This is a genomic window from Ruegeria sp. AK4 (assembly GCF_056541025.1).
This window is the reverse complement of record NZ_JBQFXS010000006.1, coordinates 129,412-155,120: the sequence shown is the minus strand read 5'-3', so window position 1 is coordinate 155,120 and position 25,709 is coordinate 129,412. Positions and strand designations below refer to the sequence as shown.

General features: G+C 61.1%; 24 protein-coding genes. 10 read left to right on the top strand and 14 right to left on the bottom strand.

Translation table 11 applies throughout. The features are described from left to right. Positions 1–76: 76 nt before the first annotated feature. The 5 genes from ACR0EZ_RS12925 to ACR0EZ_RS12905 form a co-directional block, all read right to left on the bottom strand. Positions 77–643, bottom strand: coding sequence for a sarcosine oxidase subunit gamma (locus ACR0EZ_RS12925; RefSeq protein WP_480613603.1), 567 nt, complete (start codon positions 641–643; stop codon positions 77–79). Further along, positions 636–3,650 (bottom strand): sarcosine oxidase subunit alpha family protein, encoded by a 3,015-nt coding sequence (locus ACR0EZ_RS12920; RefSeq protein WP_480613601.1) that lies wholly within the window; start codon positions 3,648–3,650, stop codon positions 636–638. Before ACR0EZ_RS12920 ends, ACR0EZ_RS12925 begins: the two co-directional genes overlap by 8 nt. A 67-nt stretch (positions 3,651–3,717) precedes the next feature. Next, entirely contained in the window at positions 3,718–4,047 is a 330-nt protein-coding gene (locus ACR0EZ_RS12915) for a sarcosine oxidase subunit delta (protein ID WP_480613599.1), read from the bottom strand. A gap of 24 nt (positions 4,048–4,071) precedes the next feature. Then, the gene (locus tag ACR0EZ_RS12910) at positions 4,072–4,866 is read right to left on the bottom strand and encodes an FkbM family methyltransferase (RefSeq protein ID WP_480613597.1); all 795 of its coding nucleotides are present in this window, start codon (positions 4,864–4,866) and stop codon (positions 4,072–4,074) included. Then, positions 4,866–6,110, bottom strand: a complete 1,245-nt coding sequence (locus tag ACR0EZ_RS12905; protein WP_480613595.1) for a sarcosine oxidase subunit beta family protein — start codon at positions 6,108–6,110, stop codon at positions 4,866–4,868. Before ACR0EZ_RS12905 ends, ACR0EZ_RS12910 begins: the two co-directional genes overlap by 1 nt. A gap of 176 nt (positions 6,111–6,286) precedes the next feature. On the opposite strand from ACR0EZ_RS12905, the gene ccmI reads away from it, so the two are divergent. From ccmI to ACR0EZ_RS12890, 3 genes are read left to right on the top strand one after another with little or no spacing between them, the layout of a single operon-like run. Beyond that, entirely contained in the window at positions 6,287–7,510 is a 1,224-nt protein-coding gene (ccmI, locus tag ACR0EZ_RS12900; protein ID WP_480613593.1) for a c-type cytochrome biogenesis protein CcmI, read from the top strand. After that, positions 7,507–7,971 carry a Holliday junction resolvase RuvX gene (gene ruvX, locus ACR0EZ_RS12895; protein ID WP_480613591.1) on the top strand — a complete coding sequence of 155 codons (465 nt, stop codon included), beginning with the start codon at positions 7,507–7,509 and terminating at the stop codon, positions 7,969–7,971. Before ccmI ends, ruvX begins: the two co-directional genes overlap by 4 nt. A 17-nt stretch (positions 7,972–7,988) precedes the next feature. Continuing rightward, the gene (locus ACR0EZ_RS12890; protein WP_480613589.1) at positions 7,989–8,222 is read left to right on the top strand and encodes a DUF1289 domain-containing protein; all 234 of its coding nucleotides are present in this window, start codon (positions 7,989–7,991) and stop codon (positions 8,220–8,222) included. Positions 8,223–8,511: 289 nt separating this feature from the next. Here the strand turns inward: ACR0EZ_RS12890 and ACR0EZ_RS12885 are convergent, their stop codons facing one another. The 5 genes from ACR0EZ_RS12885 to ACR0EZ_RS12865 all read right to left on the bottom strand — a co-directional run bounded on the left by ACR0EZ_RS12885 (position 8,512) and on the right by ACR0EZ_RS12865 (position 12,728). Beyond that, positions 8,512–9,240 (bottom strand): SpoIIAA family protein, encoded by a 729-nt coding sequence (locus ACR0EZ_RS12885; RefSeq protein ID WP_480613587.1) that lies wholly within the window; start codon positions 9,238–9,240, stop codon positions 8,512–8,514. Between the two features lie 36 nt (positions 9,241–9,276). Beyond that, a complete protein-coding gene (locus ACR0EZ_RS12880) occupies positions 9,277–10,059 on the bottom strand; it encodes a hypothetical protein (protein WP_480613585.1) in 783 nt (260 codons plus the stop codon). Beyond that, the gene (locus ACR0EZ_RS12875; RefSeq protein ID WP_480613584.1) at positions 10,056–10,880 is read right to left on the bottom strand and encodes a sulfite exporter TauE/SafE family protein; all 825 of its coding nucleotides are present in this window, start codon (positions 10,878–10,880) and stop codon (positions 10,056–10,058) included. The genes ACR0EZ_RS12880 and ACR0EZ_RS12875 overlap by 4 nt, the downstream gene beginning before the upstream one ends. Before the next feature lie 43 nt (positions 10,881–10,923). Next, on the bottom strand, positions 10,924–11,874 hold the full coding sequence (dusA, locus tag ACR0EZ_RS12870; protein WP_480613938.1) for a tRNA dihydrouridine(20/20a) synthase DusA: 951 nt from the start codon (positions 11,872–11,874) through the stop codon (positions 10,924–10,926). Positions 11,875–12,113: 239 nt separating this feature from the next. Continuing rightward, entirely contained in the window at positions 12,114–12,728 is a 615-nt protein-coding gene (locus tag ACR0EZ_RS12865) for a TetR/AcrR family transcriptional regulator (RefSeq protein ID WP_480613582.1), read from the bottom strand. Between the two features lie 139 nt (positions 12,729–12,867). Between ACR0EZ_RS12865 and ACR0EZ_RS12860 the strand changes: the two genes are divergently transcribed. From ACR0EZ_RS12860 to ACR0EZ_RS12830, 7 genes are all read left to right on the top strand, one after another. Beyond that, on the top strand, positions 12,868–13,332 hold the full coding sequence (locus tag ACR0EZ_RS12860) for a (2Fe-2S)-binding protein (protein WP_480613580.1): 465 nt from the start codon (positions 12,868–12,870) through the stop codon (positions 13,330–13,332). Between the two features lie 3 nt (positions 13,333–13,335). Next, the gene (locus ACR0EZ_RS12855) at positions 13,336–15,522 is read left to right on the top strand and encodes a xanthine dehydrogenase family protein molybdopterin-binding subunit (protein ID WP_480613578.1); all 2,187 of its coding nucleotides are present in this window, start codon (positions 13,336–13,338) and stop codon (positions 15,520–15,522) included. A gap of 135 nt (positions 15,523–15,657) precedes the next feature. Next, positions 15,658–16,977 carry a glutamine synthetase family protein gene (locus ACR0EZ_RS12850; protein ID WP_480613576.1) on the top strand — a complete coding sequence of 440 codons (1,320 nt, stop codon included), beginning with the start codon at positions 15,658–15,660 and terminating at the stop codon, positions 16,975–16,977. Between the two features lie 59 nt (positions 16,978–17,036). Then, positions 17,037–17,717 carry a type 1 glutamine amidotransferase gene (locus ACR0EZ_RS12845; protein ID WP_480613574.1) on the top strand — a complete coding sequence of 227 codons (681 nt, stop codon included), beginning with the start codon at positions 17,037–17,039 and terminating at the stop codon, positions 17,715–17,717. Beyond that, the gene (locus ACR0EZ_RS12840) at positions 17,717–19,075 is read left to right on the top strand and encodes a glutamine synthetase family protein (protein ID WP_480613572.1); all 1,359 of its coding nucleotides are present in this window, start codon (positions 17,717–17,719) and stop codon (positions 19,073–19,075) included. Before ACR0EZ_RS12845 ends, ACR0EZ_RS12840 begins: the two co-directional genes overlap by 1 nt. Positions 19,076–19,132: 57 nt before the next feature. Then, a complete protein-coding gene (locus ACR0EZ_RS12835) occupies positions 19,133–20,437 on the top strand; it encodes an NAD(P)/FAD-dependent oxidoreductase (RefSeq protein ID WP_480613571.1) in 1,305 nt (434 codons plus the stop codon). 115 nt (positions 20,438–20,552) lie between these two features. After that, on the top strand, positions 20,553–21,767 hold the full coding sequence (locus ACR0EZ_RS12830; RefSeq protein WP_480613569.1) for a DegT/DnrJ/EryC1/StrS family aminotransferase: 1,215 nt from the start codon (positions 20,553–20,555) through the stop codon (positions 21,765–21,767). Between the two features lie 3 nt (positions 21,768–21,770). On the opposite strand, the gene ACR0EZ_RS12825 is transcribed toward ACR0EZ_RS12830, so the two are convergent. The 4 genes from ACR0EZ_RS12825 to ACR0EZ_RS12810 form a co-directional block, all read right to left on the bottom strand. After that, complete coding sequence (locus ACR0EZ_RS12825) at positions 21,771–22,526, bottom strand: trypsin-like serine peptidase (protein ID WP_480613567.1); 756 nt, start codon at positions 22,524–22,526, stop codon at positions 21,771–21,773. Between the two features lie 11 nt (positions 22,527–22,537). Then, the gene (gene phaR / locus ACR0EZ_RS12820) at positions 22,538–23,089 is read right to left on the bottom strand and encodes a polyhydroxyalkanoate synthesis repressor PhaR (RefSeq protein WP_480613565.1); all 552 of its coding nucleotides are present in this window, start codon (positions 23,087–23,089) and stop codon (positions 22,538–22,540) included. Positions 23,090–23,223: 134 nt separating this feature from the next. Further along, on the bottom strand, positions 23,224–23,670 hold the full coding sequence (locus ACR0EZ_RS12815; protein ID WP_480613936.1) for a phasin family protein: 447 nt from the start codon (positions 23,668–23,670) through the stop codon (positions 23,224–23,226). Between the two features lie 128 nt (positions 23,671–23,798). Continuing rightward, positions 23,799–25,601, bottom strand: a complete 1,803-nt coding sequence (locus ACR0EZ_RS12810; RefSeq protein ID WP_480613563.1) for a PHA/PHB synthase family protein — start codon at positions 25,599–25,601, stop codon at positions 23,799–23,801. Between the last annotated feature and the right edge of the window lie 108 nt (positions 25,602–25,709).

Genomic DNA, 25,709 nt, shown 5'->3' with positions numbered 1-25,709 from the left:
CAAACTGAGACATTGGTGTCACAAAAAAACCGCCCGTGCAAACGGGCGGTCTTTTGTCGGGCACGCAGGCGGAAGCTCAGTAAACCCCAACCTCACTGCCCGGCTGCGCCGCGACCTTGAGCAGTTTGAAGACATAATCCGCCGTCGAGCGGAAGCAGACCACGCGGAAGGTCTCGGCGTCGTCCATCCAGAACGCGCCCGCCACCTGTGCCAGACGCGAGCGGCGGATTTGGCCGGGTTGGAAAGCGCCCGCCGACAGATCGACCGGGGCCAGCTTGCCCAGCACCTCGCGCGCGCTGCTGCCCGAGATGCGGAAGACCGCGCGCGCGTCCGAGACGTTGACGGCCAGAGCATGAGTGCCGCTCAGGGCACCCGCCATGTCTGCCAGTTTGGCCTCGACCTCGGCGTAAGGCACCAGCACCAGCAACTCGTCGGGGGACATCCAGCAGACGCCGGTGTCGCCCTTGACCTGCGCTTCGCGCTGGCCGGGGACTTTCTGCCCGGTGGCGTCCTTGACGGCCTTGGCCAGAACCTTGTCGGACAGATTACCCCGCAGGGTGATCATGCCCTGCAGGCCGCATTCCTCGACCCTTGCGATGCCGTCAAAGCTGGCATGGTTCAGTGCGCTGATGGGTTCAGACATTCTGCTTCTCCCCGTCCTTGTCGTAGAAGACCTGATCCACGATCTTGGCTTTATAGATTTTACCATCGGTGCCCGGAAACTCGACAATCTCACCCATCCGGTCGGGGCCGTGCTTGATCAGGCCCATGGCAATGCCCTTTTCCAGATTGGCCGAGTAATAGGTCGAGGTCACGCGCCCGATCATATTGCGCTGACCGTTGGCGTTGACGCCCTCGCCCACCGCATAGGCACCGTCCGGCAGAACCGATCCATCCACAGTCTCAAGACCGACCAGTTTCCAGCGGTCGGGGTCGGCCATATGGGTCCGCGAATGGGCGCGTTTGCCCAGGTAGTCCTCTTTCTTCTTGGACAACGCCCAGTGCAGCCCCAGATCCTGCGGAATGACCGTGCCGTCGGTCTCATCCCCGATCATGATAAAGCCCTTCTCGGCCCGCAGGATGTGCAGACATTCGGTGCCGTATGGCATCACGCCGAACTCCTGCCCGGCCTCCATCAGCGCATCCCAGAAAGCCTGCCCCTGCGATGCGGGGACCGCGATTTCGTAAGAAAGCTCGCCTGAGAACGAAATGCGGTAGGCCCGCGCGTCGAAGGCGCCGATCTTGCCATCTTGCCACTCCATGAAGGGCAGCGCCTCTTTCGACAGGTCCATACCGCCGAGTTTCTCCAGCACCTTGCGGGCGTTGGGGCCGACCACGGCGACCTGCGCGTATTGCTCGGTCACGTTCGCAACATAGACTTTCCAGTCCCACCATTCGGTCTGCAGCCACTCTTCCATGTGGCCATGGATACGCTCAGCCCCGCCGGTGGTGGTGTGGCACAGCCATGTGTCCTCATCGATACGGGCGACAACACCGTCGTCGACCAGAAAGCCGTTTTCCGAGCACATCAGGCCATAGCGGCATTTTCCGACCTTCAGCGTGGACATCATGTTGGTGTACAGCATGTCCAGGAACTTGCCGGCATCCGGGCCTTTGACGATCAGCTTGCCCAGTGTCGAGGCATCCAGCAGGCCGAGGTTTTCGCGGGTGTTCTTCACCTCGCGGTTCACGGCGTCATGCACGGATTCACCGGGACGGACATAGGCATAGGTCCGGCGCCAGTGACCCACGGGCTCCCAATCGGCGCCGTTCTTGTCGTGCCAGTTGTGCATCGGGGTTTGACGGATCGGCTGGAACACATCACCGCGTGCTTCACCGCCGATCGACGCCAGCGAGATGGGCGTATAGGGAGGACGGAAGGTGGTGGTGCCCACCTTCGGAATTTCCGAATCCAGTGCATCAGCAAGGATCGCCAAGCCGTTGATGTTGCTCAACTTACCCTGATCGGTTGCCATGCCCAGCGTGGTGTAGCGCTTGGTGTGCTCGACGCTTTCGTAACCCTCACGTGCCGCCAGTTGCACGTCCGAGACTTTCACGTCGTTCTGGAAATCCAGCCAGGACTTCATCCGCAGCTGAACCTCGGCATTGGCGGGCATAAGCCAGACGGCTGCCATCGGCGCTTCCTCGGTGGTTTCGCCGACCGGAGCTTTAGTGCGTTTCGCGGTCAGCCCGACTGCCTTTGCCGCCGCCTTACCGGCTGCATCCGCGTCTTTCAGCACGTCGCCCAGCGCCAACGGCCCGTTCGAGGACCCTGCGGCCAGCACAAACCCTTCGCCATCAGCACCCAGCGGAGGGCGGTCGGGATCGGGGCGGAAATGCGCGTGGGCCTCATCCCAGATCAGCTTGCCGCCGCAATGGGACCACATATGCACGACTGGGGACCAGCCACCCGACATGGCGACCGCATCGCAGTCGACCTCTTCCCGCGCGCCGCCGATGCCGTCCTGATTGCAGATGGCAACTTTCTTGACGCGCTTGCCGCCTTTGACTTTGGCGATGGCCTTGCCCGGGTCGACCCGAATACCCAGTTGGCGGGCTTCTTCCGCCAGCGGTCCGGCGGTTGCCCTAGCGTCAACAACGCGCAAAACATCCACACCCGCCTGTTTCAGGGTAATCGCGGTGCGATAGGCGTCGTCATTGTTGGTCGCAACGATGACGCGTTCACCCGGAGTCACCCCCCAGTTGACCACATAGTCGCGCATGGCCGAGGCGAGCATTACACCCGGCACATCGTTACCCGCGAAGGACAATGGGCGTTCTATCGCACCGGTTGCAGTGACAATCTGCTTGGCCCGAATGCGCCACAGGCGATGGCGCGGGCCTTGCGTGCCCGGCTTGTGGTCGGTCAGCCGTTCGTAACCAAGGGCATAGCCGTGGTCGTAAACACCTGCGCCCATGCAGCGAAATCGCATGGTAACACCGCCCATTGTTTCGAGTTCGGAAACCAATTGTTCCACGAACTTATCCACAGGCTCACCATTGATCGTCCCGCCATCAACCGGAGCGCGACCGCCCCAATGCGCGGTCTGTTCGATCAGCATGACTTTCGCGCCCGACGCAGCCGCCACTTTGGCCGCCTGCAGGCCCGCGACACCGCCGCCGACCACCAGCACATCGGTGAAGGCATAGAAATGCTCGTACGTGTCCGCATCGCGGCTGTCCTTGTCGGGCGCTTTGCCCAGACCGGCGGACTGGCGGATGAACGGCTCGTAGACATGTTTCCAGAACGGCTTCGGATGAATGAACATCTTGTAGTAGAAGCCAGCCGGCAGGAAACGCGCCAGATGGGTGTTGATCGCGCCGATGTCGAATTCCAGATTGGGCCAGTGGTTTTGCGAAACGGAAGTCAGTCCGTCGAACAGCTCGGTCGTGGTGGCGCGCTGGTTCGGCTCGAACCGGTTGCCCTCGCCCAGACCGACCAGCGCGTTGGGCTCCTCTGCGCCGCTGGCGACCATGCCGCGCGGGCGGTGGTACTTGAACGACCGGCCCACCATCATCTGATCATTGGCCAGCAGGGCCGAGGCAAGCGTGTCGCCTTCGTAGCCCTGCATCGAGGTGCCGTTGAACGTAAAGGTGACCTGTTTCGACCGGTTAATCAGCCGGCCCTGTTTTGCGAGGCGGGTGCTCATGGTGCGGACCTTTCGCATGTGGAGACGTCGGAGCCTCCGGCGGGAGTATTTTTGAAAAGATGAAGCATCAGGAGAGCTCTCTCCACGTCCAGCCGGGACGTTTGGCGGTGATGGCATCTTTGATGTCTTGCGGCGGCTCGGTGGTCTGGGCCGAATACGTGCCGAACACCTCGAGCGTTTGGGTGCAGCGCGCGGCGTGGAACCACTTGCCGCAGCCATTGGCGTGGCGCCAGCGTTCGAAATGCACGCCCTTGGGGTTTTCGCGCATGAACAGGTAGTCGTGGAAGTCGTCATCCGACGAGCCGGGGCCATAGCGCTTCAGATGCGCCTCGCCACCCGCGGCCAGTTCGGTTTCTTCGGCATCGACGCCACAGTAGGGGCAATTCAGGATCAGCATGTCGTTACACCATTCTCGGGCATTTCAGGTTGCGACCGACTGCGTCTCAGCAGTCAAAGGCACAAAGTTGTTGAAGTGGAACATGGCCTCGACCGGTACTTTTATTTCGCCCGGACGAATAGCAACGATGTCGGCGGCGACCTTAAACGCGACCAGACCGGCCGCATTCAAGATGGAAACGATTGCAAGCTCTTCGTCTCTATTACCACTATTGCTTTCGATAATCGCAAGCTTGATGTTCAAACCGTTCAGATCAACACTGTTTAAAACCGGAAGTTCGTGGCCTTCCACATCAATGACCAGCAGATCGGCAGAGGCTATGTTCAGTTCAGCCAATATGTCGTCAAGCCGACGCGCGACCACGTTGGTCTCATCGATAATAGAATGAGGCAGCGCGTCCTTCTGACGTCGATTGGCCATTTCGACAGCCGCAATCATACGTTCTTTATCCAAAGACGCACAACCGCGCAGCCAAGCCGGGCCATCATTGCGATGCGCTTCATTCAAATGATACAGTTTGATCTGCCCCGCTGCCTCGGACACCGCCGCATTAATTAGACTCACGTTGGGATTTTGGCCATGGCGCGTTTCAAGATCCGAGAAGTACACAGGATGCGGCTCGACAAGAACTCCGCTCCAGGTATCTTTAGACCAATAGGCCGAAATCGGGTCATCCAGCTGTCCATCGTTCGCGCCAATCTGGATGACACGCACCGCGTCAGACTGAGCATCGAAACACGCCAACACAAATCTCTGCAACGCCAATTTTGTCAAACGCGGTCGATCGGGGATGGCAGTTGGAAGAGTGTCAATCTCCATCAGTGAGCCACCCCGGCGGCGACGCTTTCGTCGATGAAGCGGCCCTCTTTGAAGCGGTCCAGCGTGAAGGCTTCGGTCAGCGGCGAATGGCCCGTGGCCATCAGCTGCGCCATCCCCCAGCCCGATCCGGGGATCGCCTTGAAGCCGCCGGTGCCCCAGCCGCAGTTGATGAAGCACCCGCCCAGAGGCGTTTTCGACAGGATCGGAGACCGGTCGCCGGTCATGTCCACGATCCCGCCCCACTGGCGCAGCATCTTCAGGCGCGAGATCATCGGGAAGGTTTCGACCAGCGCCCGTACGGTTTCCTCGATATGATGGAAAGAACCGCGCTGGGTGAAATTGTTGAACCCGTCGGTGCCGCCCCCGATCACCATCTCGCCCTTGTCCGACTGTGACATGTAGCCGTGCACGGTGTTGGCCATCACGACCACGTCCATGCAGGGTTTGATCGGCTCGGACACCAGCGCCTGCAGCGCGATGGCTTCCAGCGGCAGACGGAAGCCTGCCATCTCGGCCAACTGGCCGGAATGGCCGGCCACAACGATGCCCAGCTTGTCGCAATCGATGGCACCTTTTGTGGTGTCCACGCCGACGACACGACCGTTATCCTGGCGCACGCCGGTGACTTCGCATTTCTGGATGATGTCCATGCCCATCGCGGAACAGGCCCGCGCATAGCCCCAGGCCACGGCATCGTGGCGCGCGGTGCCGCCGCGTTCCTGCCAGAGCGCGCCCAGAACCGGATAGCGGGGGCCGTCGATATTGATGATCGGCACCAGTTCTTTCACACGCTCGGGGCCAATCCATTCGGTTTTCACGCCCTGCAGCGCATTGGCATGCGCCGTGCGCTGATAGCCGCGAATCTCGTGCTGGGTTTGCGCCAGCATCATCACGCCGCGCGGGCTGAACATGACGTTGTAGTTCAGATCCTGGCTCAGATCCTCGTACAGGCCCCGCGCTTTTTCATATAGCGCCGCCGAAGGGTCCTGCAGATAGTTCGACCGGATGATGGTCGTGTTCCGGCCGGTGTTGCCGCCGCCCAGCCAGCCCTTCTCGATCACAGCGACATTCTGGATGCCGTAGTTCTTGCCCAGATAATACGCCGTCGCCAGACCATGCCCGCCCGCACCGACGATGATCACGTCGTATTTCTTCTTGGGCTCGGGCGAACGCCATGCGCGTTCCCATCCGGTGTGATAGCGAAGCGCTTCCCGCGCCACAGCAAAGGCTGAGTAGTGTTTCATAAGCGAATCCATCCGGTTCGGTGATTGCACGCAGATATGCCGTGTGGCGGCATAATACCCCCGCCATGCAACGTCACAATACATCGTTATTGCGACATGAACCCGCCTCGCGTCTATTTGTCCCTTTTTTCCGGACGCGCGCAGGTCTAAGTCAGGACAACCATTCCGGAGGGACCATGACGTTCTGGGTTCTGATATTCCTCATCGCGCTGCTGATTGCGGGTTTCCTGAGCTATTCATTGCTGCGCACCCGTCGCGGTGCCGAGCCTGCAGCGGCTTATGATCTGCGTGTTTATCGCGAACAGCTTGCCGGTGTTGACCGGGATCTGGCGCGTGGCGTGATTGGGGAAGCCGATGCCGAGCGGGTGCGCACCGAAATCTCGCGTCGCATTCTGGCGGCGGATGCACAGATGCAGCAGGACGGGAACCGGGCCGGGCCGTCTCGGGTGACATCCGTGATCGCCATTGCGGGCCTGATGTTGGTCCTGATTGGCGGGGCGATGGCGCTGTATCACAGGATGGGCGCGGTCGGCTTGCCCGACATGCCGCTGGAGGCGCGTTTCGAAATGGCCGAAGACGTGCGCGCGAACCGCCCGGGCCAGGCCGCCGCCGAAGAACTGACGACCCCGCCGCAGGCGCGCCAGTTGGAAGAAAACTATGCGTCCCTTCTCAAGCAGTTGCGCGACACGGTCGCAGCGCGGCCCGACGATCTGCAGGGGCATATGCTGCTGGCACAACACGAAACCAACGCCGGGAATTTCAAGGCCGGGTACACCGCTCAGCAGCGGGTGATTGAACTGTCAGGCGACGGCACGTCGGCGGATGCCTATGCGGACCTTGCCGAGATGATGATCCTTGCAGCCGGCGGCTATGTCTCGCCCGAGGCCGAGCAAGCGCTGGAACAGGCGCTGGATCGCGACCCCCAGCATGGTCCGGCCCGGTACTACGTGGGTCAGATGCTGGCGCAGGTTGGACGCCCTGACATTGCCTACCGCGTGTGGGTCGAAACCCTGCAGGATGCGCCAGCGGGCGCGCCCTGGGCGGATGCAATCCGCGCGCAGATCAACGAACTGGCCTTCCGCGCTGGCGTCTTCAACGCACCGGACCTGAGCGTTGCCCCATCCGGCCCCAGTCAGGAAGACATGGCCGCCGCCGCGGAACTGACGCCCGAGGAACGGCAAGAGATGATTCAGGGCATGGTGGATCAGCTATCTGACCGTCTGGCCACCGAAGGCGGATCGCCCGAGGAATGGGCCCGCCTGATCGCCGCCCTCGGGGTTCTGGGCCAAGCCCAGCGCGCCATCGATATCCGGGACGAGGCCATGACCGTCTTCGCCGGTGACGCGGATGCACTGCAAATGATCGACGCCGCCGCCCTGCAGGCCGGGATCGCGCAATGATCCACGATGAATTCGAAGACTTCGCCGCGAGCCTGCCGCCAATGACCGCTTTGATGGGTCTGGACCTTGGTGAAAAGACCATCGGCGTTGCAGTGTCCGACCGGATGCGCGGGGTGGCCAGCCCGCTGGAAACGGTGCGGCGCAAGAAGTTCACGCTGGACTCGGCGCGCCTGCTGGAAATCGTCGCGGATCGCGAGATCGGAGGCGTCCTGCTGGGCCTGCCCAAAAACATGGACGGCACCGAAGGCCCACGCTGCCAATCGACCCGTGCCTTTGCCCGCAACATGTCACGCCTGACCGAATTGCCCATCGGTTTCTGGGACGAACGGCTGAGTACTGTTGCGGCAGAAAAAGCACTGCTTGAGGCGGATACGACCAGAAAACGTCGCGGACAGGTTATCGATCACGTTGCGGCTGGCTATATCCTGCAGGGAGCCTTGGACAGGCTGCGCTTTTTGTAACCGGTCGGAGGCCGCCAATGACGAACATGGTTTGGAAACGAAACGAGGTCGAAAGCCCTTGTATCCAGATCTGTGTTGTGCACCCGACCGAGCGGATCTGCACCGGCTGCTATCGCACCATCGACGAAATCTCGCGGTGGTCGAAAATGGACAGTTCCGAGCGCGCTGAAATCATGCAGGAGCTGCCCGCACGCAAGCCGCAGCTTTCGAAACGGCGCGGTGGCCGCGCGGGGCGTCTTAGCGGGTCGTAATCCAACTTTTTGCAGCGTTCTACGCGCTTTGGCGTCGCTTGCAAGGCGGCAACGCGTGAATTGCGCCGCCGGGATCAGGCCCGGGTTCCGAGGGGGTGAGGAACCCAAGGACTTGGAGTCGAGTAGGCGACGACCCACGGCGGCGCGGCGCGGCCACGCGGCTTCCCTTTGGGTTGGGAAACGCCTGCCTTCTGTTGGTTTTTGACCAATCAATCAAGAAACAATCCCCGCAATCTGGACGTTCCCTTGCGTCATGTCAGGCCTGCTCAGGCGAATGGTTTTTTAACGCCTAACCGGCGGCCAGCCAGGCTTTGGCGTCTTCGACATCTTCCGACGGAAAGAACTGGGTTCGGGTGCCCAGAATATGGCTCGCGACCCGCTGCGCCATATGTTGCCAGGCCTTGTCCCCGACAATCGCTGCGCGGTCGAGCATTCCGATATGGCGGCTGGCCACCCGGAAATGCGCGGCCAGCGCCGACAGGCCCTGCCAGCCATCAAATTCGCGCAGGTCAATCAACAGGCGAAACCCCTCGCGGTCCCGCAGCAGCGTGTCCAGATCGGTTTCAGCCTGACGGTATTCCTCGGGGTCGAGCTTCCCCAGCAGGCTGATCTGCACACATGGCCCGCCCAGATCGGTAACGTGGACCGCGCCCAGCGATTCGCGTATCCAGCGGCGGGCTTCTTCCAGTTCCGCCAGTTCGAAGACCTGCACCGGGCATGGCAGGATCGGGGCCGCCAGCCGGATGCTGGTCTGCACCCAGCCCTGATCCGCAACCACGCCGATCCGGTCGAACCCGCGCCAATGACTGACACCAAGCTTGGTGTCGGACCAGACCGCGCCCAGATCGTAGCCTTTGAATTCCGGCTGCACGATGGCCAGCAGACGCACCGCGTCATGTTCGGCCAGCGCTACCTCGATCGCGGGGACCAGAGTGTCTGAGTAATCGGTGCTGGTGACTTCGCCCGACAATTCGACCTCGATCAGCGCACCATCCGTGTTCGTGTGAACCGTAATCATGACTCAAATCCTCCGAAATCAAAGAATGACAGGAGGTTATGGGGATTCGATCCATTCGGCCACTCCCCCGGCGCATTGCGGGCGGAAATACACGATCATCCGCCCATCCGGACTTGCCGAGGCCCCCTGCCCCCACGGGGCCACGCCGTGCAGGCAATGGCGGTGGAGCAGGTAGGATTCACCGGGTTTCGCGGGCAGTTCGATCCTTGGGCAGGTTTCAAACACCTGACGCCGGGCGGCTTGGTAGGTATCGGTGATGTCCACCAGATGCAGCGTTTCGCGCGGGTGATCGGCCAAGGCGCGCGCGAACGCTTGTTGCAGGATAATGTGGCTGCCTTCCCACAGAACCATTGGCGCGGCATCCGCACTGGCTTCGGTCAACGGGATGCCCAGTATCCACGCATGCGGCTCGTCCACCCGGCGGCGGCGATCCGGCCCCATCGGGCGCAAGCCGTCCACATGGGCGGCATCCCGGTTGCGGCGATAGCGCGTGGCAGCTTCGCCCTCACCCCGGCGCGGGCGGGGATAGCCCGGATAGATGACCGAGACCTGCCCCTTGTGCAGCGGCAATTGCCCATAGTGCTGCGCGATGAACTCTGCCGCCTGCCCGGCCAAGGGGCCGGATTGCCCCACCCGGCCCAACTCGTCGTTCGGCAGGGCATCGACGCCAATGAACCACGTGCCTTCACAGTCCAGCCACTCGGCATGGGCAGGATCGGTGGTCGCGGCGCGGGCAATCGGCAGGGCGTGGTCCACCCACGTGGCCAGTGCCGGATCATAGGGAAACCTGATCCACCCTCTGGTTCGGAAGTCGGTCATAGCCCCAACGCCTTGCGCAGCATGTTCAGGGCAACCAGCGTCAGGAACACAGCAAAGACCCGTTTCAACAGCTTGGAATCCATCGCGTGGGCCAGTTTCACGCCCCAAGGCGCGGTGATCATCGTCATGGTCACAACAACGGCGAAGGCCACAAGGTTGACGGCCCCGATGGTCAGCGGCGGGCGGTGTTCCGGTGCGATGTCGAGAAACAGAAACCCGATCACCGAGGGCACCGCGATGATCACTCCGAACCCGGCAGCGGTTGCCACGGCGCGGTGGATGGGCGTGTTGTAAAGGCTCATCAGCGGCACCCCGAAACTGCCGCCTCCAATCCCCATGAGCACGGACAGAAACCCGACCAAGGGCGACAGCACCGCGCGTTTGATCCCTTTGGGCATCGCATCCCCCAGCCGCCACTCGGACCGGCCGAGCCCCAGATACGCACCGATCACCATGCCCAGCACACCGAACAGTGCCTGCAACATCTCGGTCCTAAGGGCCGAGGCGACCAGAACCCCGATCACCGACCCGATTGCAATCCCCAGGCCCCATCCGCGCAGGATGTCCCAATCCACCGCGCCTTTCTTGTTGTGGGCCAGAACCGAGCGGAGGGAAGTGACGATAATCGTCGCCAGAGAGGTCGCCAGACACAGTTGCATCAACTGCGGCCCGCCATAGCCCAAGGTTTTGAAGGCGTAGAAAAAAGCTGGCACCAGCACGATACCACCGCCGACGCCCAGCAATCCGGCCAGCACACCGGCCAGCGCCCCGATTACAAGCAAAAGGCCCAGCATCTGGGCCAGCAACATCGCGTCGGGCATCTTCCCCCCCCAGATCGGCCATCGGGGCCGTGGTTCAGTTCCTTCAGACCTCGGCCATAGACGCCACGTGATCCAGCGCCTGCAGCATGAGTTCGGGCCCGGCCCCATCGCGCACGGCGCCTTCGGACAAGGCGCGCCGCCACGCGCGCGCCCCGGGACGGCCAGCGAACAGACCCAGCATGTGCCGGGTGATCTGATGCAGCCGCCCGCCCCTGACAAGGTGCTGTTCGACATAGGGCACCATTTGCCGGACGATGGCAATCGGATCGCTGACTTCGCCGGTCTGGTAGATCAGAGGATCGGCCGAGGCCAGAATGTCGGTCGGCTGATGATAGGCCGCGCGTCCGATCATCACGCCATCCAGACCTGCATCCAGATGCGCGCGCGCGTCATCCAGCGAGGTGATACCGCCGTTGATCGAAATATGCAGACCAGGGAAATCCGCCTTCATCCTGTGTACAAGGTCGTAATCCAGCGGCGGGATATCGCGGTTTTCCTTCGGGCTCAGACCCTGAAGCCACGCCTTGCGGGCATGGATCGTCACGCGCCGGCAGCCTGCAGCGCTTATCTGATCCAGAAAGCCGGGCAGAACCTGCTGCGGATCCTGCTCATCCACGCCGATACGGCATTTGACGGTCACATCGACCTCGACTGCCTCGCGCATGGCGGCGACGCATTCGGCGACCCGTGCGGGGTCTTTCATCAACACGGCCCCGAACGTACCCGACTGAACCCGGTCCGAGGGGCAGCCGCAGTTCAGATTGACCTCATCGTACCCGGCCTCGGCCCCCAGCTTTGCGGCCTGCGCCAGTTCATCCGGGTCCGACCCGCCCAGTTGCAGGGCGACCGGGTGTTCTTCGGGGCTATAGTCCAGCAGATGCAACGCGCCGCCCCGCACCAGCGCGGGAGCCGTCACCATTTCGGTATACAGCAACGTCTTTGAACTCAGCAGCCGATGCAGATAGCGGCAATGGCGATCCGTCCAATCCATCATAGGTGCCACGCTCAGGCGAGCGGCAATTTTCAGATTATTTTTCAACCCACTACCCTCACAACGGCCAACTGCCCCTGCAGCAATATTCCCCGGTATCTCCCAATGTCGGCGCAGGCGTCCGACTCGCGCGCGCTAGGCTTTAACACATTCTTTTTGGGAAACAGACCCGAAGCATATTCCGGTCGGAGATTCAATTCACAAGACGCAGATGCCGCGTGATGGCCATCGCCTGCAATCGCTCACCCATTCGCGGCGATGCCATAGCGACTGATCATCATCTCGACGCTGTTCTCAATCGTGTCAGCCATCTCGGACTGGCTTAGAACAGAGCCCGAAAACAGCAGCGGCCAGAAGGCACGGGCCTTGATCAGACCGATGAACTCGCGCCCGGCTTTTTCCGGGTCGTCGATCTGCAACTGGCCGTCTGCGGCGGCGTCCCGAAGCATGGCAATAAAGGCGGCGGTCTTGTCCAGCCTGCCCTGCGCCTCGGCCGCAAGAACCGGGTTGCGCAAAGTTTCGCTGATCACCATCCGGGACATCGCCATCACGTCCGGCGACATCAGAATGCGGCCCTCAGCCCAGGCGAGCTCGGTCAACTGCTCGCGCACATCACGCCCTTTTTCGTACCGGATTTCCACCACTTCGGCAAAGCGTCTGGACAGCTCGATCACGATTGAGCGGAACAGATTTTCCTTACTTTCGAAATACTTGTACAGCGTACGCTTGGACACCTCGGCCTGGGCCGAGATGCGATCCATGCTGGCGGCGGCAAAGCCCTTTTCCTGAAACTCGGCCACGGCAGCTTCGATGATCTGCGCGTGCTTCGACGCATTGGGTGCGCTGCATTCACTCATGTCAGAGCTATAGACCCATTGACGGGTCGTGGTCAAACGCCAGGTAAACGCAAGAGTTTACAGGCTCGATTTTCTGTGCCACTAGTAAACCCGTGAGTTTACCGACTCAGGTAACCAGCCCAACATGGAGATCCCCCTCATGCCACTCACACTGAAACTGAACGGCGAGACCCACACGGTTGACGCCGAACCCGGCACCCCGCTTCTGTGGGTGATCCGGGATGAGCTTAAGCTGACCGGAACCAAATTTGGCTGCGGCGTTGCGTCCTGCGGTGCCTGCACCGTGCATCTGAATGGCGAGCCCGTGCGCTCGTGCCAGACCTATGTTGAAGACGTCGAGGATGCTGAAATCACCACGATTGAGGCAATCGGAGACGACAAGGTCGGGGCCGCTGTCCAGCAGGCCTGGGTCGAACTGGACGTGGTGCAGTGCGGTTACTGCCAGTCGGGTCAGGTGATGTCGGCGGTGGGTCTGCTGTCCGAAAACCCCAAGCCCAGCGCCGAAGAGATCGACAGCTACATGCACGGCAACGCCTGCCGGTGCGCCACCTATCAACGTATCCGCGCCGGTGTCCAGCGCGCGTCCGAAATTCTGGAGGCCTGATCCATGACCATCAACACCTCTCGCCGTGGATTTCTGAAAGGGGCCGCAGCTGCCGGTGCCGTTCTGCTGGTTGGCGCCCGTCCCGATGGCGCGCTGGCGGTGGCGTCGTCCGAAAGCGCCATGTTCAATCCGTTCGTGAAGATTGACGCCGATGGCACTGTGACCGCCATCGTCAAGCACTTTGAAAAGGGTCAGGGCCCTGCGACCGGTCTGCCGACGCTGATCGCCGAGGAAATCGGCCTGACCATGGATCAGATCGAGTACGAATTCGCACCCTCTGATCCCAACGTCTACAACAATCTGGCGCTCGGTCCGTTTCAGGGGACCGGCGGCTCGACCGCGATGGCGAATTCCTGGCTGCAATACCGTCAGGCCGGTGCCGCCGCGCGCGAGATGCTGATCAACGCCGCCACCCAAAGCTGGGGCGTGGATGCTTCGGGCGTCACCATCGAAGACGGTATCGTCAAAGCGGGCGACAAGTCGGCACCGATTGCGGAGTTTGTGGCTGCGGCTTCGCAACTGGAGGTCCCGGCTGAGCCACGCCTGAAGGACGCGTCCGAGTTCCGGCTGATCGGCAATGAAGCCGTGCGGCGCAAGGACTCGGCGATCAAGGGCAATGGGCAGGCAATGTACGCGATGGATGTTCATCTGCCGAACCAGATGGTCGCCATGATCAAACGCCCCGAGGCCCGCGGCAGCATCGCCCTTGGCTTTGACGACAGCGCGTCGAAAGACGTCAAAGGCTATATCAACGCTGCCGTTCTGCCCAATCAGGCGGGCGTTGCGGTTTATGCCGAAAATACCTGGGCCGCGATTCAGGCACGCGATGCGCTTGACGTCGAATGGGACCTGTCGGGCGCGGAAACCCGCGATTCCGACCAGATCAAGGCCGAGATCATGGCCGCGCTGGACGCTGAGCCGACGTTTAACGTCAACAAGGCAGATGTCGCGGCAGTGTCGGCGGCGATAGACGGGGCGGATAAGGTCATCGAAAAGACCTGTTACTTCCCGCTGCTCGCCCATGCGCCGATGGAGCCGTTGAACTGCACCATCGAACAGACCGCAGATGGTGACATCGTCCTGCATGATGGCGCGCAAATGCCGACCGGGCCGCATATGGCCTATCAGCAGATCTTCCAACTGCCGGCTGAGAAGATTCACATCAAGACAATGCTGGCCGGTGGCTCTTTCGGGCGTCGCGCCACACCGGATGCGGATTATCAGGTCGAGGCTGCTTTAGCCTTTGTTGTCACCGACCGTACGCGCCCGGTGAAACTGGTCTGGACGCGCGAGGATGATATCCGCAGCGGCTACTACCGCCCCGCCTTTGGCCACAAGGTGCGCGTGGGTCTGGATGCGGATGGCAATATTGTCGGATGGCAGCATCAGGTGGCCGGGCAGTCGATAATCAAGGGCACCGCGTTCGAGGCCATTGCGGTGCATGATGGCATCGATCACACCTCGATCGAAGGGATCGGCGACAGTCCCTACACGATCCCCGGCATGGCGGTAGGCTTGACCGATACGCCCAAGGCGACCTCGGTTCTGTGGTGGCGGTCGGTGGGGCATACCCACACGGCCTACGCGATGGAAACGATGATGGACCTTGCGGCACAGGCCGCCGGTCGCGACCCGGTTGAATTCCGGCTGGCCCATCTGGCTGACGACACCGACGCGGACCAAAAGCGCAAGGCGGGCGTGCTGAAACTGGCGGTTGAAAAGGCCGGTTGGGGCAACGCGCCAGCGGGCCGGGCGCAGGGAGTCGCGGTGCACAAGTCCTTCGGTTCCTACGCCGCGCAGGTGGTCGAAGTGTCCGGCGACCCGGAAAACGGCATTCGGATCGAAAAGGTGACCTGCGCCGTGGATTGCGGTATCGCCGTGAACCCGGACGTGGTGCGCGCCCAGATGGAGGGTGGCATCGGCTATGGCATCGGCCATGTGATGCGTGACCAGATCACGCTGACCGGTGGCACCGTGGACCAGTTCAACTTCCCGGATTACGAGCCGCTGCGGATCGGTGACATCGCCGCCATCGACGTGCATATCGTGCCGTCCGCCGAAGCGCCCTCGGGCGTTGGGGAGCCCGGCACGCCCCCGTCCGCCCCGGCGCTGGCAAACGCGATCAACGCCCTGTCCGGGGTACAGGTCGCCGAAATGCCGATGGCAGAGAACGGTGTTAACTTCGTCTGACCCTCTGGTCCCCGCGCCCTGGCCACAAGGCGCGGGGATTACCACTCAGGGACCCGTCATTAAATTTGATCAAATTTAGTGACAAGCGCGGGCGGCTCCAGTACATCTCGGAAAACGAGAGCAACGGAGGCCCCCATGGACCTGAGCGCCCTGCACAGTTTTCGCGTCGCCGCCTGTGACCTGAACGGTCAGTTGCGGGGCAAACGTGTGCCGCCTGCATATGCCGACAAGCTGGACAAGGGCGCGGTGCGGATGCCGCTTTCGGCGCTGAACGTGGATTTGTGGGGGGCTGACATCGACGGCAGCCCGCTGGTTTTCGAAAGCGGGGATGCCGATGGCGTTCTGCGGCCCACCGAACGCGGCCCCGTCCCGGTGCCCTGGCTCGACGCCGAAACGGCCCTGGTGCCGATGTGCCTGTACGATGACACGGGCCAACCCTTCCCCGGCGATCCCCGGCACGCCCTTTCCGCCGTGCTGGACCGCTACGCACAGCGCGGTTGGTCCGTGATCGCCGCGACCGAGCTGGAGTTCACGCTGATCGACGCCTCTGGGGCGCAGCCGCAACCTCCGATCAACCCGATCACCGGGCGCAGGCTGTGCGATGAGGCGGTCTTGTCCGTTGCCGAAATGGACGCGTTCGAGGCCTTTTTCACCGACCTCTACGATGGCTGCGCGGCAATGGGTATCCCGGCCCAAACCGCGATCTCGGAAAGCGGCATCGGCCAGTTCGAGATCAACCTGAATCATCAGGACGCAATGCGCTGCGCCGATGATACATGGCTTTTCAAGGCATTGACGCGCGGTTTGGCACGGAAACACGGGTTCTGCGCGACCTTCATGGCCAAGCCCTATGCCGACGAAGCGGGCAACGGGATGCATGTGCATTTTTCGGTGCTTGATCGGGATGGGCGCAACGTCTTCGATGACGGCGGTCCAAAGGGCACGGACCTTCTGCGTTCGGCCGTGGCCGGGTGCCTAGCGGCCATGCCCGGCAGTACGCTGATCTTCGCACCACATGGCAATTCCTACACCCGCCTCGTGCCCAGCGCCCATGCGCCAACCGGGGCAAGCTGGGCCTATGAGAACAGAACCGCCGCCATTCGCATCCCCGGCGGCGCCTCGGCTGCGCGGCGTATCGAGCACCGCGTTGCGGGCGGGGACATCAACCCGTATCTGATGCTGGCAGCCGTTCTGGGCGCGGCTCTGGTGGGGATTGAAGATGGTTTGAAACCCCCTGCCGCAATCTCGGGCAATGCCTACGACATCAAGGGCCTGCCGCAATTGGCCAGTGATTGGACCGCTGCCGTTGCGGCCTATGAATCAGACCCGATGGTCGCCCGCCTGTTTCCGCCCGACCTGATCCGGTATATGGCTATGACCAAGCGGCAAGAGATCGCGCGCTTTGCGGACCGCCCCGCCCAGGACCACTGGCTGAGCTATCTCGAGGCTGTCTGACCCCACTTGCCCGACCAAAACAACTCGGGTAGGCTAAATTTGATCAAATTTGGTGAACCATGAAAATCGGTATTCTACAAACCGGCCACTCTCCTGATGGGTTGAAAGACGAATTCGGGGATTATGATGAACTGTTCCCGGCGCTTCTGGACGGCAACGGATTCGACTTTGAAACCTTTGCCGTTGTCGACGGGGTGTTTCCAGACAGCACAGCGGATGCGGATGGCTGGCTGATCACCGGATCACGGTACGGCGCATATGAGGACCTGCCATGGATTCCGCCGCTCGAGCAGTTGATCCGCGACATCCATGCCAGTGGCAAACCGATTGTCGGCGTGTGCTTCGGCCATCAGATCATCGCGCAGGCCCTTGGGGGCCGGGTCGAAAAATTCTCGGGCGGGTGGTCCGTGGGGCGGACTGAGTATGACTTTGACGGCAAAAAGGTCTGGCTGAACGCCTGGCATCAGGATCAGGTTGTCGAGACCCCCGAAGGAGCGGAGGTCGTAGGGCAGAACGACTTCTGCAAGAACGCGATGCTGTCTTATGGCGATACGATCTGGACGGTTCAGGCCCATCCGGAGTTTTCGAACGATTTCGTGACCGGGCTGATGCGGACGCGCGGCAAGGGTCTTGTGCCCGACACTCTGATGGAAGCCGCCACAAACCGGCAAACCGCCCCGGACGACAATGCCGGGATCGCCCGCTACATGGCCGAGTTTCTCAAGAAAGCGAGGGCCTGATGGCCGACTGGACAGATCAACTGCCGCAGGCAGCGCGCACCTATATTGACGGGCACCGACTGGATGAGGTCGAATGCATCATCTCGGACCTGCCCGGCATCGCGCGCGGCAAGGCGGTGCCTGCGTCGAAATTCGCCAAACAGGCTTATTTCCATCTACCCGACAGCATCTTCTACCAGACCATCACCGGTGACTGGGGCGAGGCCGCAGGCGAGGACGGGTTCATCGAACGGGACATGATCCTGAAGCCCGATTTCTCGACCGCATCCGCCGCACCGTGGACCGGCGACTGGACGCTGCAGGTGATCCATGACGCCTATGATCGCGACGACAAGCCGATCCCGTTCAGCCCGCGCAACGTGCTGAAACGCGTCGTGCAGCTGTACCACGACAAGGGCTGGAAACCGGTTGTCGCACCGGAGATGGAGTTCTTTCTGGTCGCCCCCAATGTGGACCCGGCGCAGGGGATCAAGCCGATGATGGGCCGCTCGGGTCGTCCGGCGGCAGCCCGGCAGGCCTATTCGATGACCGCAGTGGATGAATTCGGCCCGGTGATCGACGACATCTACGATTTCGCCGAACATCAGGGGTTCGAGATCGACGGCATCACGCAGGAAGGCGGGGCCGGTCAGCTTGAGATCAACCTGCGTCACGGCAATCCGGTAAAACTGGCTGATGAGGTGTTCTATTTCAAACGCCTGATCCGCGAGGCCGCCCTGCGGCACAACTGTTTCGCCACTTTCATGGCAAAGCCGATCGAGGACGAGCCGGGCTCGGCCATGCATATCCATCACTCGATCATCGACATGGAATCCGGTCAGAATATCTTTTCGGGTCCTCAGGGCGGCGAGACGGATGCGTTTTACAATTACATTGCAGGTCTTCAGAACCACCTGCCCGCGGGGCTGGCGGTGATGGCGCCCTATGTGAACTCGTACCGGCGCTACGTGAAAGACCATGCCGCGCCGATCAATCTGGAGTGGGCGCGCGACAACCGTACGACCGGCATCCGCGTGCCCCTGTCGGGACCCGAGGCGCGGCGGGTGGAAAATCGCATCGCCGGGATGGATTGCAACCCGTATCTGGGCATCGCGCTGTCGCTCGCTTGCGGCTATCTGGGCCTGACCCAGCAGGAACGTCCGCGCCGCCAGTTCTATGGCGACGCCTATGAGGGCGATGGCGACATCCCGCAGGTCATGGGCAGCGCGCTGGACCTGTTCGACGAAGCCACCGCCTTGCACGAGGTTCTGGGCACCGAATTTGCCCGCGTTTACGGGATCGTAAAACGCGCGGAATACGAAGAGTTCCTGCAGGTGATCTCTCCTTGGGAGCGAGAGCATCTTTTGCTGAATGTCTAGGCCTGTGGGACCGTTCGGAATGTCCGTATTTGGCACGAGAAGAAGCCGGGGCGCGGCATGAACCTGCTGTATTCCAATGACCGAAAGGCCGAGTATCCGGCCAGTTGGTACGCGGCGACGGCCAATCCGATGGACCGGTTTCCGGTGTTGGGACGCGACAGTAAGGCGGACGTCTGCATTGTCGGCGGCGGTTATACCGGTTTGTCGGCGGCGCTACATCTGGCCGAGGCGGGGTTTGACGTTGTCCTGCTCGAAGCGCATCGCGTGGGTTTTGGCGCGTCGGGCCGAAATGGCGGCCAGCTTGGCAGCGCGCAGCGGATGGATCAGGAGGATCTGGAGCGGCTGGTTGGCGATGACGATGCCGCCAAGCTGTGGGACCTGGCCGAAGATGCCAAGACGCTGGTCAAATCCCTGATCTCGCGCCATCAGATCGACTGCGATCTGAAACCCGGCGTCGCCAACATGGCGCTGAGCGATGGCGAGCGGCGGGAATTGCATGAACACGCCGCGCATCTGTCCGGACGGTACGGGTATGGGCAGATTGAACCGCTGGACGCGGAGGCAGGCCATGCGTTGTGCCCCTCGCCCGCCTATAAAGGTGGGTATCTGGATAAGGGGGCGGCCCATTTGCACCCTTTGAACTATGCGCTGGGTCTGGCACGGGCCGCCGCGCAGGCGGGCGCGCGTATCCATGAGGGCACCGAGGTTCTGGACATCGAACAGGGTCCCCGCGCTACCGTTCGGACGGCGCAAGGCACGGTCACCGCGGATCACGTCATTCTGGGCTGCAACGGGTATCTGGGCGGTTTGAGCCCGCATGTCGCGGCGCGGGTCATGCCGATCAACAACTTCATCGCCGCGACCGAACCGCTGGGGGCGGATGCGGCCAAGATTCTGACGCAGGACGTGGCCGTCGCCGATACCAAATTCGTGGTGAATTATTTCCGACTCAGCGGTGATGGCCGGTTGCTGTTTGGCGGTGGCGAAAGCTATGGCTATCGCTTCCCCTCGGACATCGCCGCCACCGTCCGCAAGCCGATGGCGCAGATTTTCCCGCATCTGCGCGATGTGAAGATCGACTATGCCTGGGGCGGCACGCTGGCCATAACCATGCGGCGGATGCCCTATCTGGCGCGGGTTGCCCCCAACATCCTGTCGGCGTCGGGCTATTCCGGTCACGGCGTCGGCACGGCCACCCATGCCGGTCAGCTTATGGCCATGGCCATTCAGGGACAGGCCGAAGGCTTCGACACTCTGGCCCGCGTGCCCGCTCTGCCCTTTCCGGGCGGTTCTGCGCTGCGCAGCCCTTTATTGGTGCTGGCGATGACGTGGTACGCGCTGCGGGACCGCTTGGGGATCTGACCCTTCTACCATTGCGACAATTTGGTGAAATTTCGCCGACCCGGCGAAAGGGGACTTGGCATCGGCGGGCTCTTCGATTTAGATAAACAAAAGTTAGAATTCGGGATTTCCAAATATGACACTGCCACCAAACGTGCATGATGCCGAACCCATCCCCGCAGCCGCCCGAGCGGCCATTGACGCCTTGATGCAATCCGGCGACCTGTTCCGCTATACCGCGCCGCAGGACGCCCCGGTTGCCTTGCTCGAGGCTGAGTTTGCTGAACTGCTGGGCTCGAAATACGCGCTGGCGGTGTCATCCTGTTCGGCCGCTTTGTTCCTGTCGCTAAAGGCGCTTGGCCTGCCCCGCGACGCGCGGGTGCTGATACCGGGCTTTACCTTTGCCGCCGTGCCCTCATCCATTGTGCATGCAGACTGCATCCCGGTCCTGTGCGAAGTGGGTGAAAACTATCGCATCGATATGGCAGACTTTGCCGCCAAGCTGGACGATGTTCAGGCGGTGATCATCAGCCACATGCGCGGGCATACCTCGGACATGGATGCGATCATGGCGCTGTGCGATGCGCGCGACATTCCGGTGATCGAGGACGCGGCCCATTCGCTGGGCACAACCTGGCATGGGCGCAATATCGGCACCATTGGCAAGGTCGGCTGTTTCTCGTTCCAGTCCTACAAGATGATCAACGCGGGCGAAGGCGGCATCCTGATCACCGATGACGCCGATTTGGTTGCGCGTGCCGTGATCATGTCGGGCGCCTATGAGCATAACTGGAAAAAGCACAAAGGCCCGCACGGCGACAATTCGCCCGAGTTGCAGCAGGCCTTTGCCCGCTGGCAGAACCAGTTGCCGCTTTATAACCTGCGGATGAGCAACCTCAGCGCCGCCGTGATCCGCCCACAAATCCCCGAACTGGCGCGGCGTGTGCGGGATGGGCTGGCGAACCACGATTACGTGGCCGACCGCCTGAACACATCGCCCTATATCGACGTCCCTGCCCCGCTGGCCCCGGAACTCCGCGCGCCGGATTCGATCCAGTTCAATCTGGTCGGGTTGAGCGAGGATGAAATCCGCGCCTTTGCCGCAGCCTCGGACGCGCGGGGCGTCAAGGTTCAGGTCTTTGGTCTGAGCGAAGACAACGCCCGTGCCTTCTGGAACTGGCAATTCCTGCCCGAAAAGTTCGACCTGCCGCAGACCCGCGAGATGCTGATGAAGGCCTGCGACGTGCGCCTGCCGGTGCGCCTGACCCGCGAGGAACTGGACGTGATTGCTGACATCCTGCTGGCCTCGGTCGGCGAGGTGATCGGGCCGGTTCCTGCCTACGGGACCTGAGCTTTAATCTGCAATCGCATCAACCGATACAAACATCGCCGTGATCCCTTCGGGGGTCGCTGCGATGCGTGACAGGATACCTGCCACCTGCAAACCGGATGGGGCTTGGATCAACAGCGGCGCGCCGGAATCGCCCATCATCACCGGGCAGGTCGCAATCATCAGCCCGTCAGCCAGCGGACGCGGAAAACAGTCCTGCGTCCGGCTCTGGACATGAGGCCGCAGGCCGGGGTAACCGGCAACTGTTCCGGCGGTGAGCCCGGCGCTGGTTTCTGCGAGTTCGAAAAACCCGAGCGATTGTCCTAAAGGCTCAACCAGTTCAAGCACCGCCCAATCCAGTTCGGGGCGGCTGTCAAAACCTTCGGCGGTTTGATCAGGGTGCAAACGGTAGCTTTCGACGGTTGAAACCAAAACGGCTTCTCCGCGCTGATAGCCGGCGGCAAAGCGGATGCTGGCGGCGGGAATCCAGCGGTTGCGGGTTCTGTTGTAAAGACAATGGGCGGCGGTCAGGACCAGCCTGTCAGAGATCAGAACGCCGGTGCAGTGCGACCGCTGATCCCGGCTGGCAAAGTTGACCCGCCCAATCGCACGCCATGGTGTGGCAAAGGCATCCAGAATCTCGCGTGCGCGGATGTCATCGCATCCGGCATCCGACTTGGCACCCAAGGTGCACACAGGCGACCAGACTTCGGCAAAGCGGCCCTGGGCCAGCGCCATTTGCCCGCAAAGCAAAGCGACGCAAATGGCAAGCCAGCGCATCGCGTGAGGGATCAGTTCAGCTTGGACAGCTTCTGCTGCAACTCGGCGAGTTGCTTTTTGATGTCATCCAGATCCTCTTTGGGTTCGGGCTTTTCCTCATCGCCTTCGGGACCGGACCAGTTGCCCGACAAACCGCCGGTCATCGCCTTGAGGAATGCCTTTTGCTGCGCCTGCATCGCCTCGAACCCCGGAATCTGGGTCATCGGGTTCATGGCGTTCATGTTTTCCATCATCTTGGACTGGCTTTCGCGCAGCATCTCGAACGAGCTTTGCAGGAACTGCGGCATCATCCCGCCGCCCGGAATCATGTAGCTGCGCACAAGATCATTGAGAACGTTGACCGGCAGAACATTTTCGCCCCGGCTTTCGTGTTCGGCAATGATTTGCAGCAGATACTGGCGCGTCAGGTCGTCGCCGGTTTTCAGATCGATAATCTGGACTTCACGCCCGTCCCGGATGAACCCCGCGATATCTTCAAGCGTGACATAGTCGCTGGTCTCGGTGTTATACAACCGGCGGCTGGCATAACGCTTGATCAACAGCGGTTTTTCCTGGTTCGACACCCTTAACCCTCCCAAGGATGATGCATTGCAGCACAGGTTATGCGACTGCAGCACAAAAAGAAAGGGCAGGTCAAGCGACCTGCCCAGCGCAACTGCACCAGTTGGGAGGAATGGGTGCCCGTCGCGCCCCTTCCTTACTTGGCGGCGGCCGCTTTCTTGGCAGCGGTCGTCACTTCGGTGGTTGCTTTCTTGACAGCAGCAGTTGCTTCTTCTGCAGCGTCTTTACCAGCAGCCATCAGCAGCTCGACGGTTTCGGTCTGAACTTTTTTCGCGATTTCAGCGAAAGCAGCCATGTTTTCGGCAGCAACTTCAGCCGACGCGCTTGCGAAGTCGGTTGCAGCTTTTGCGTAGTCAGCAGGCTCGGCCTTTGCTTTCGACATGTCGCTCAGCTTGGCCAGAGTTTCTTTGGTCCATTTGTTCGAGATTTCAGCCGATTTCTCAGCTGCTTCCAGAGCAACGCCCGACAGCTTTTCGTTCAGCGAAGCGGTCGATTTGAATGCGTCTTCCATTGCGGCGGTGTCTACCGGAAATGCACCCATCATGTCTTTCATGATCGCGGTGAAGTCTTGCGTCTTTGCCATTGTCCTAATCCTTTTTGCCGAACCGGGCCCACCCCGGTTTTCATCAGCTTGAGGACAATATGGTTTCTGCATCGCAGCATTGCAAGTATTTTTTGCTGCAATGCAGAAAAAATAGTTTCAAAATGAAATCAGCGGTTTGCCTTGACCAGCACATAGGTTCCCGGTGCCGGGCACAGGGGCGGATGATCCGAATCGCCGGTATCGCGGGCTGGAACCTGCTTGCCGGACCGCTTCTTCAGCCAGGCCTCCCATAGCGGCCACCACGAGCCCTCGTGGAAGTCCGCCTCTTTCAGCCAGGTCTCGGCATCGCCCTTCAGGTCGGGGTTGGTGTAGTGGCCGTATTTCTTCTTGCTGGGCGGGTTGATGATGCCCGCGATATGGCCGGATTCCGAGACCACAAAGGTCTTTGATTTCGACCCGGTCTGCTGAAACCCGCGATAGCAGTCTTTCCAGGTGGCGATATGATCGGTCTCGCAGGTGATCGCCATCATCGGAACATCCACGTCGCTGATGCGCAGCTTGTGGCCCATCAGTTCGAACCCGTCCCCGACCAGATCGTTGCCCTGACACAGACCGCGCAGATACTGGACGGCCATCTTTCCGGGCAGGTTGGACCCGTCGCCGTTCCAGAACAGCAGATCGAATGCCGGCGGAGTTTCACCCATCATGTAGTTGCGGATGGCGGGCGTATAAACAAGGTCGCGCGAGCGCAGGAAGGACATGGTGCGCCCCAGAATCCAAGCGTTCAACAGCCCCTCTTTGGCGACGTGCTCTTCGATCCCGTCTACGAAATCGTCCTGCAGGAAGGGCGTGAACTCTCCCTGCTCGCCAAAATCCGTAAGGGTCGTGAAGAATGTCGCCGATTTGACCGATTTGTCACCGCGCTGCTTGAGCAGCGACAGCGTCAGGTTCAGCGTCGTTCCCGCGATACAGTATCCGACCGCATTGACCTGCTTGACCTTGCAGATCTTCTTGACCTCTTCGATTGCAGTCAGGAACCCTTCCTCGATGTAGTCTTCCATACCCACATCGGCATAAGAGACGTCCGGGTTGATCCAGCTGACCACAAACAGGGTATAGCCCTGTTCGGTAATCCACTTGATCATGCTGTTCTGGGCCTTCAGGTCCAGAATGTAGAATTTGTTGATCCAGGGCGGGAACAGGACGATTGGGGTTTCAAAGACGGTCTCGGTCGCAGGCTTATACTGGATCAGTTCCATCATGCGGTTGCGATAAACCACATCACCCGGAGTGGTCGCCAGATTGCCGCCGACCTCAAAGGCGCTGTCATCCGCCAGCTTGACCACCAGTTCGCCGTCATTGGCCTCGAGGTCCGATACAAGGTTCTCAAGTCCCTGGATCAGCGACTGCCCCTCGGTCTCGATCGCCTTTTCCAGCGCGTCGGGATTGGTGGCCAGGAAATTCGTCGGCGCCATCATGTCGATGATCTGCTGCGAGAAATACTGCAGCCGCTGCTTGTCGTTGTTATCCAGGTCTTCGACCGAGGCCACGGCCTGCTCCAGCGCCTTTGCGTTGGTCTGATACTGCTGACGGATCAACCGGAAATAGGGGTTGCTGTCCCACAAGGGGTTCGAAAACCGTTTGTCACTGGGCCCGGGTTCTTCGTCGTCGACCTCGCCAGTGGTCAGCGCCTGTTGCGCTTCGGCAAAGTTCAGAACCGATTTGCCCCAATATTCGATCTGCTGTTCCAGAAGTTTGGCGGGATTTTGCCAAGCCTCGGCCCAATAGGTTGTTGCTGCTCGTGCGAAAAGCTCTTGATTCGGACCGTCCAGAGCGGTCGTGCGGGGTTTCTTGACCGCCATGACCTCGACCAGGCGCTTGGAGAGTTGTTCGACCTTTTCCATATTTTCTTTAAGTCGTTCAATATGTTCTTCGCTAACGTCAGACATTTGGCCTTCACTTGTTGTCATTTTAACAATTCCCACCTAGTCTTGCTGCCATGCAGAATAACGTCGTGGGTGTCGGGGGGCAAAGCGACGAATGGTCCGAGTTTACAGGATAATACACCGGAGGTCCCT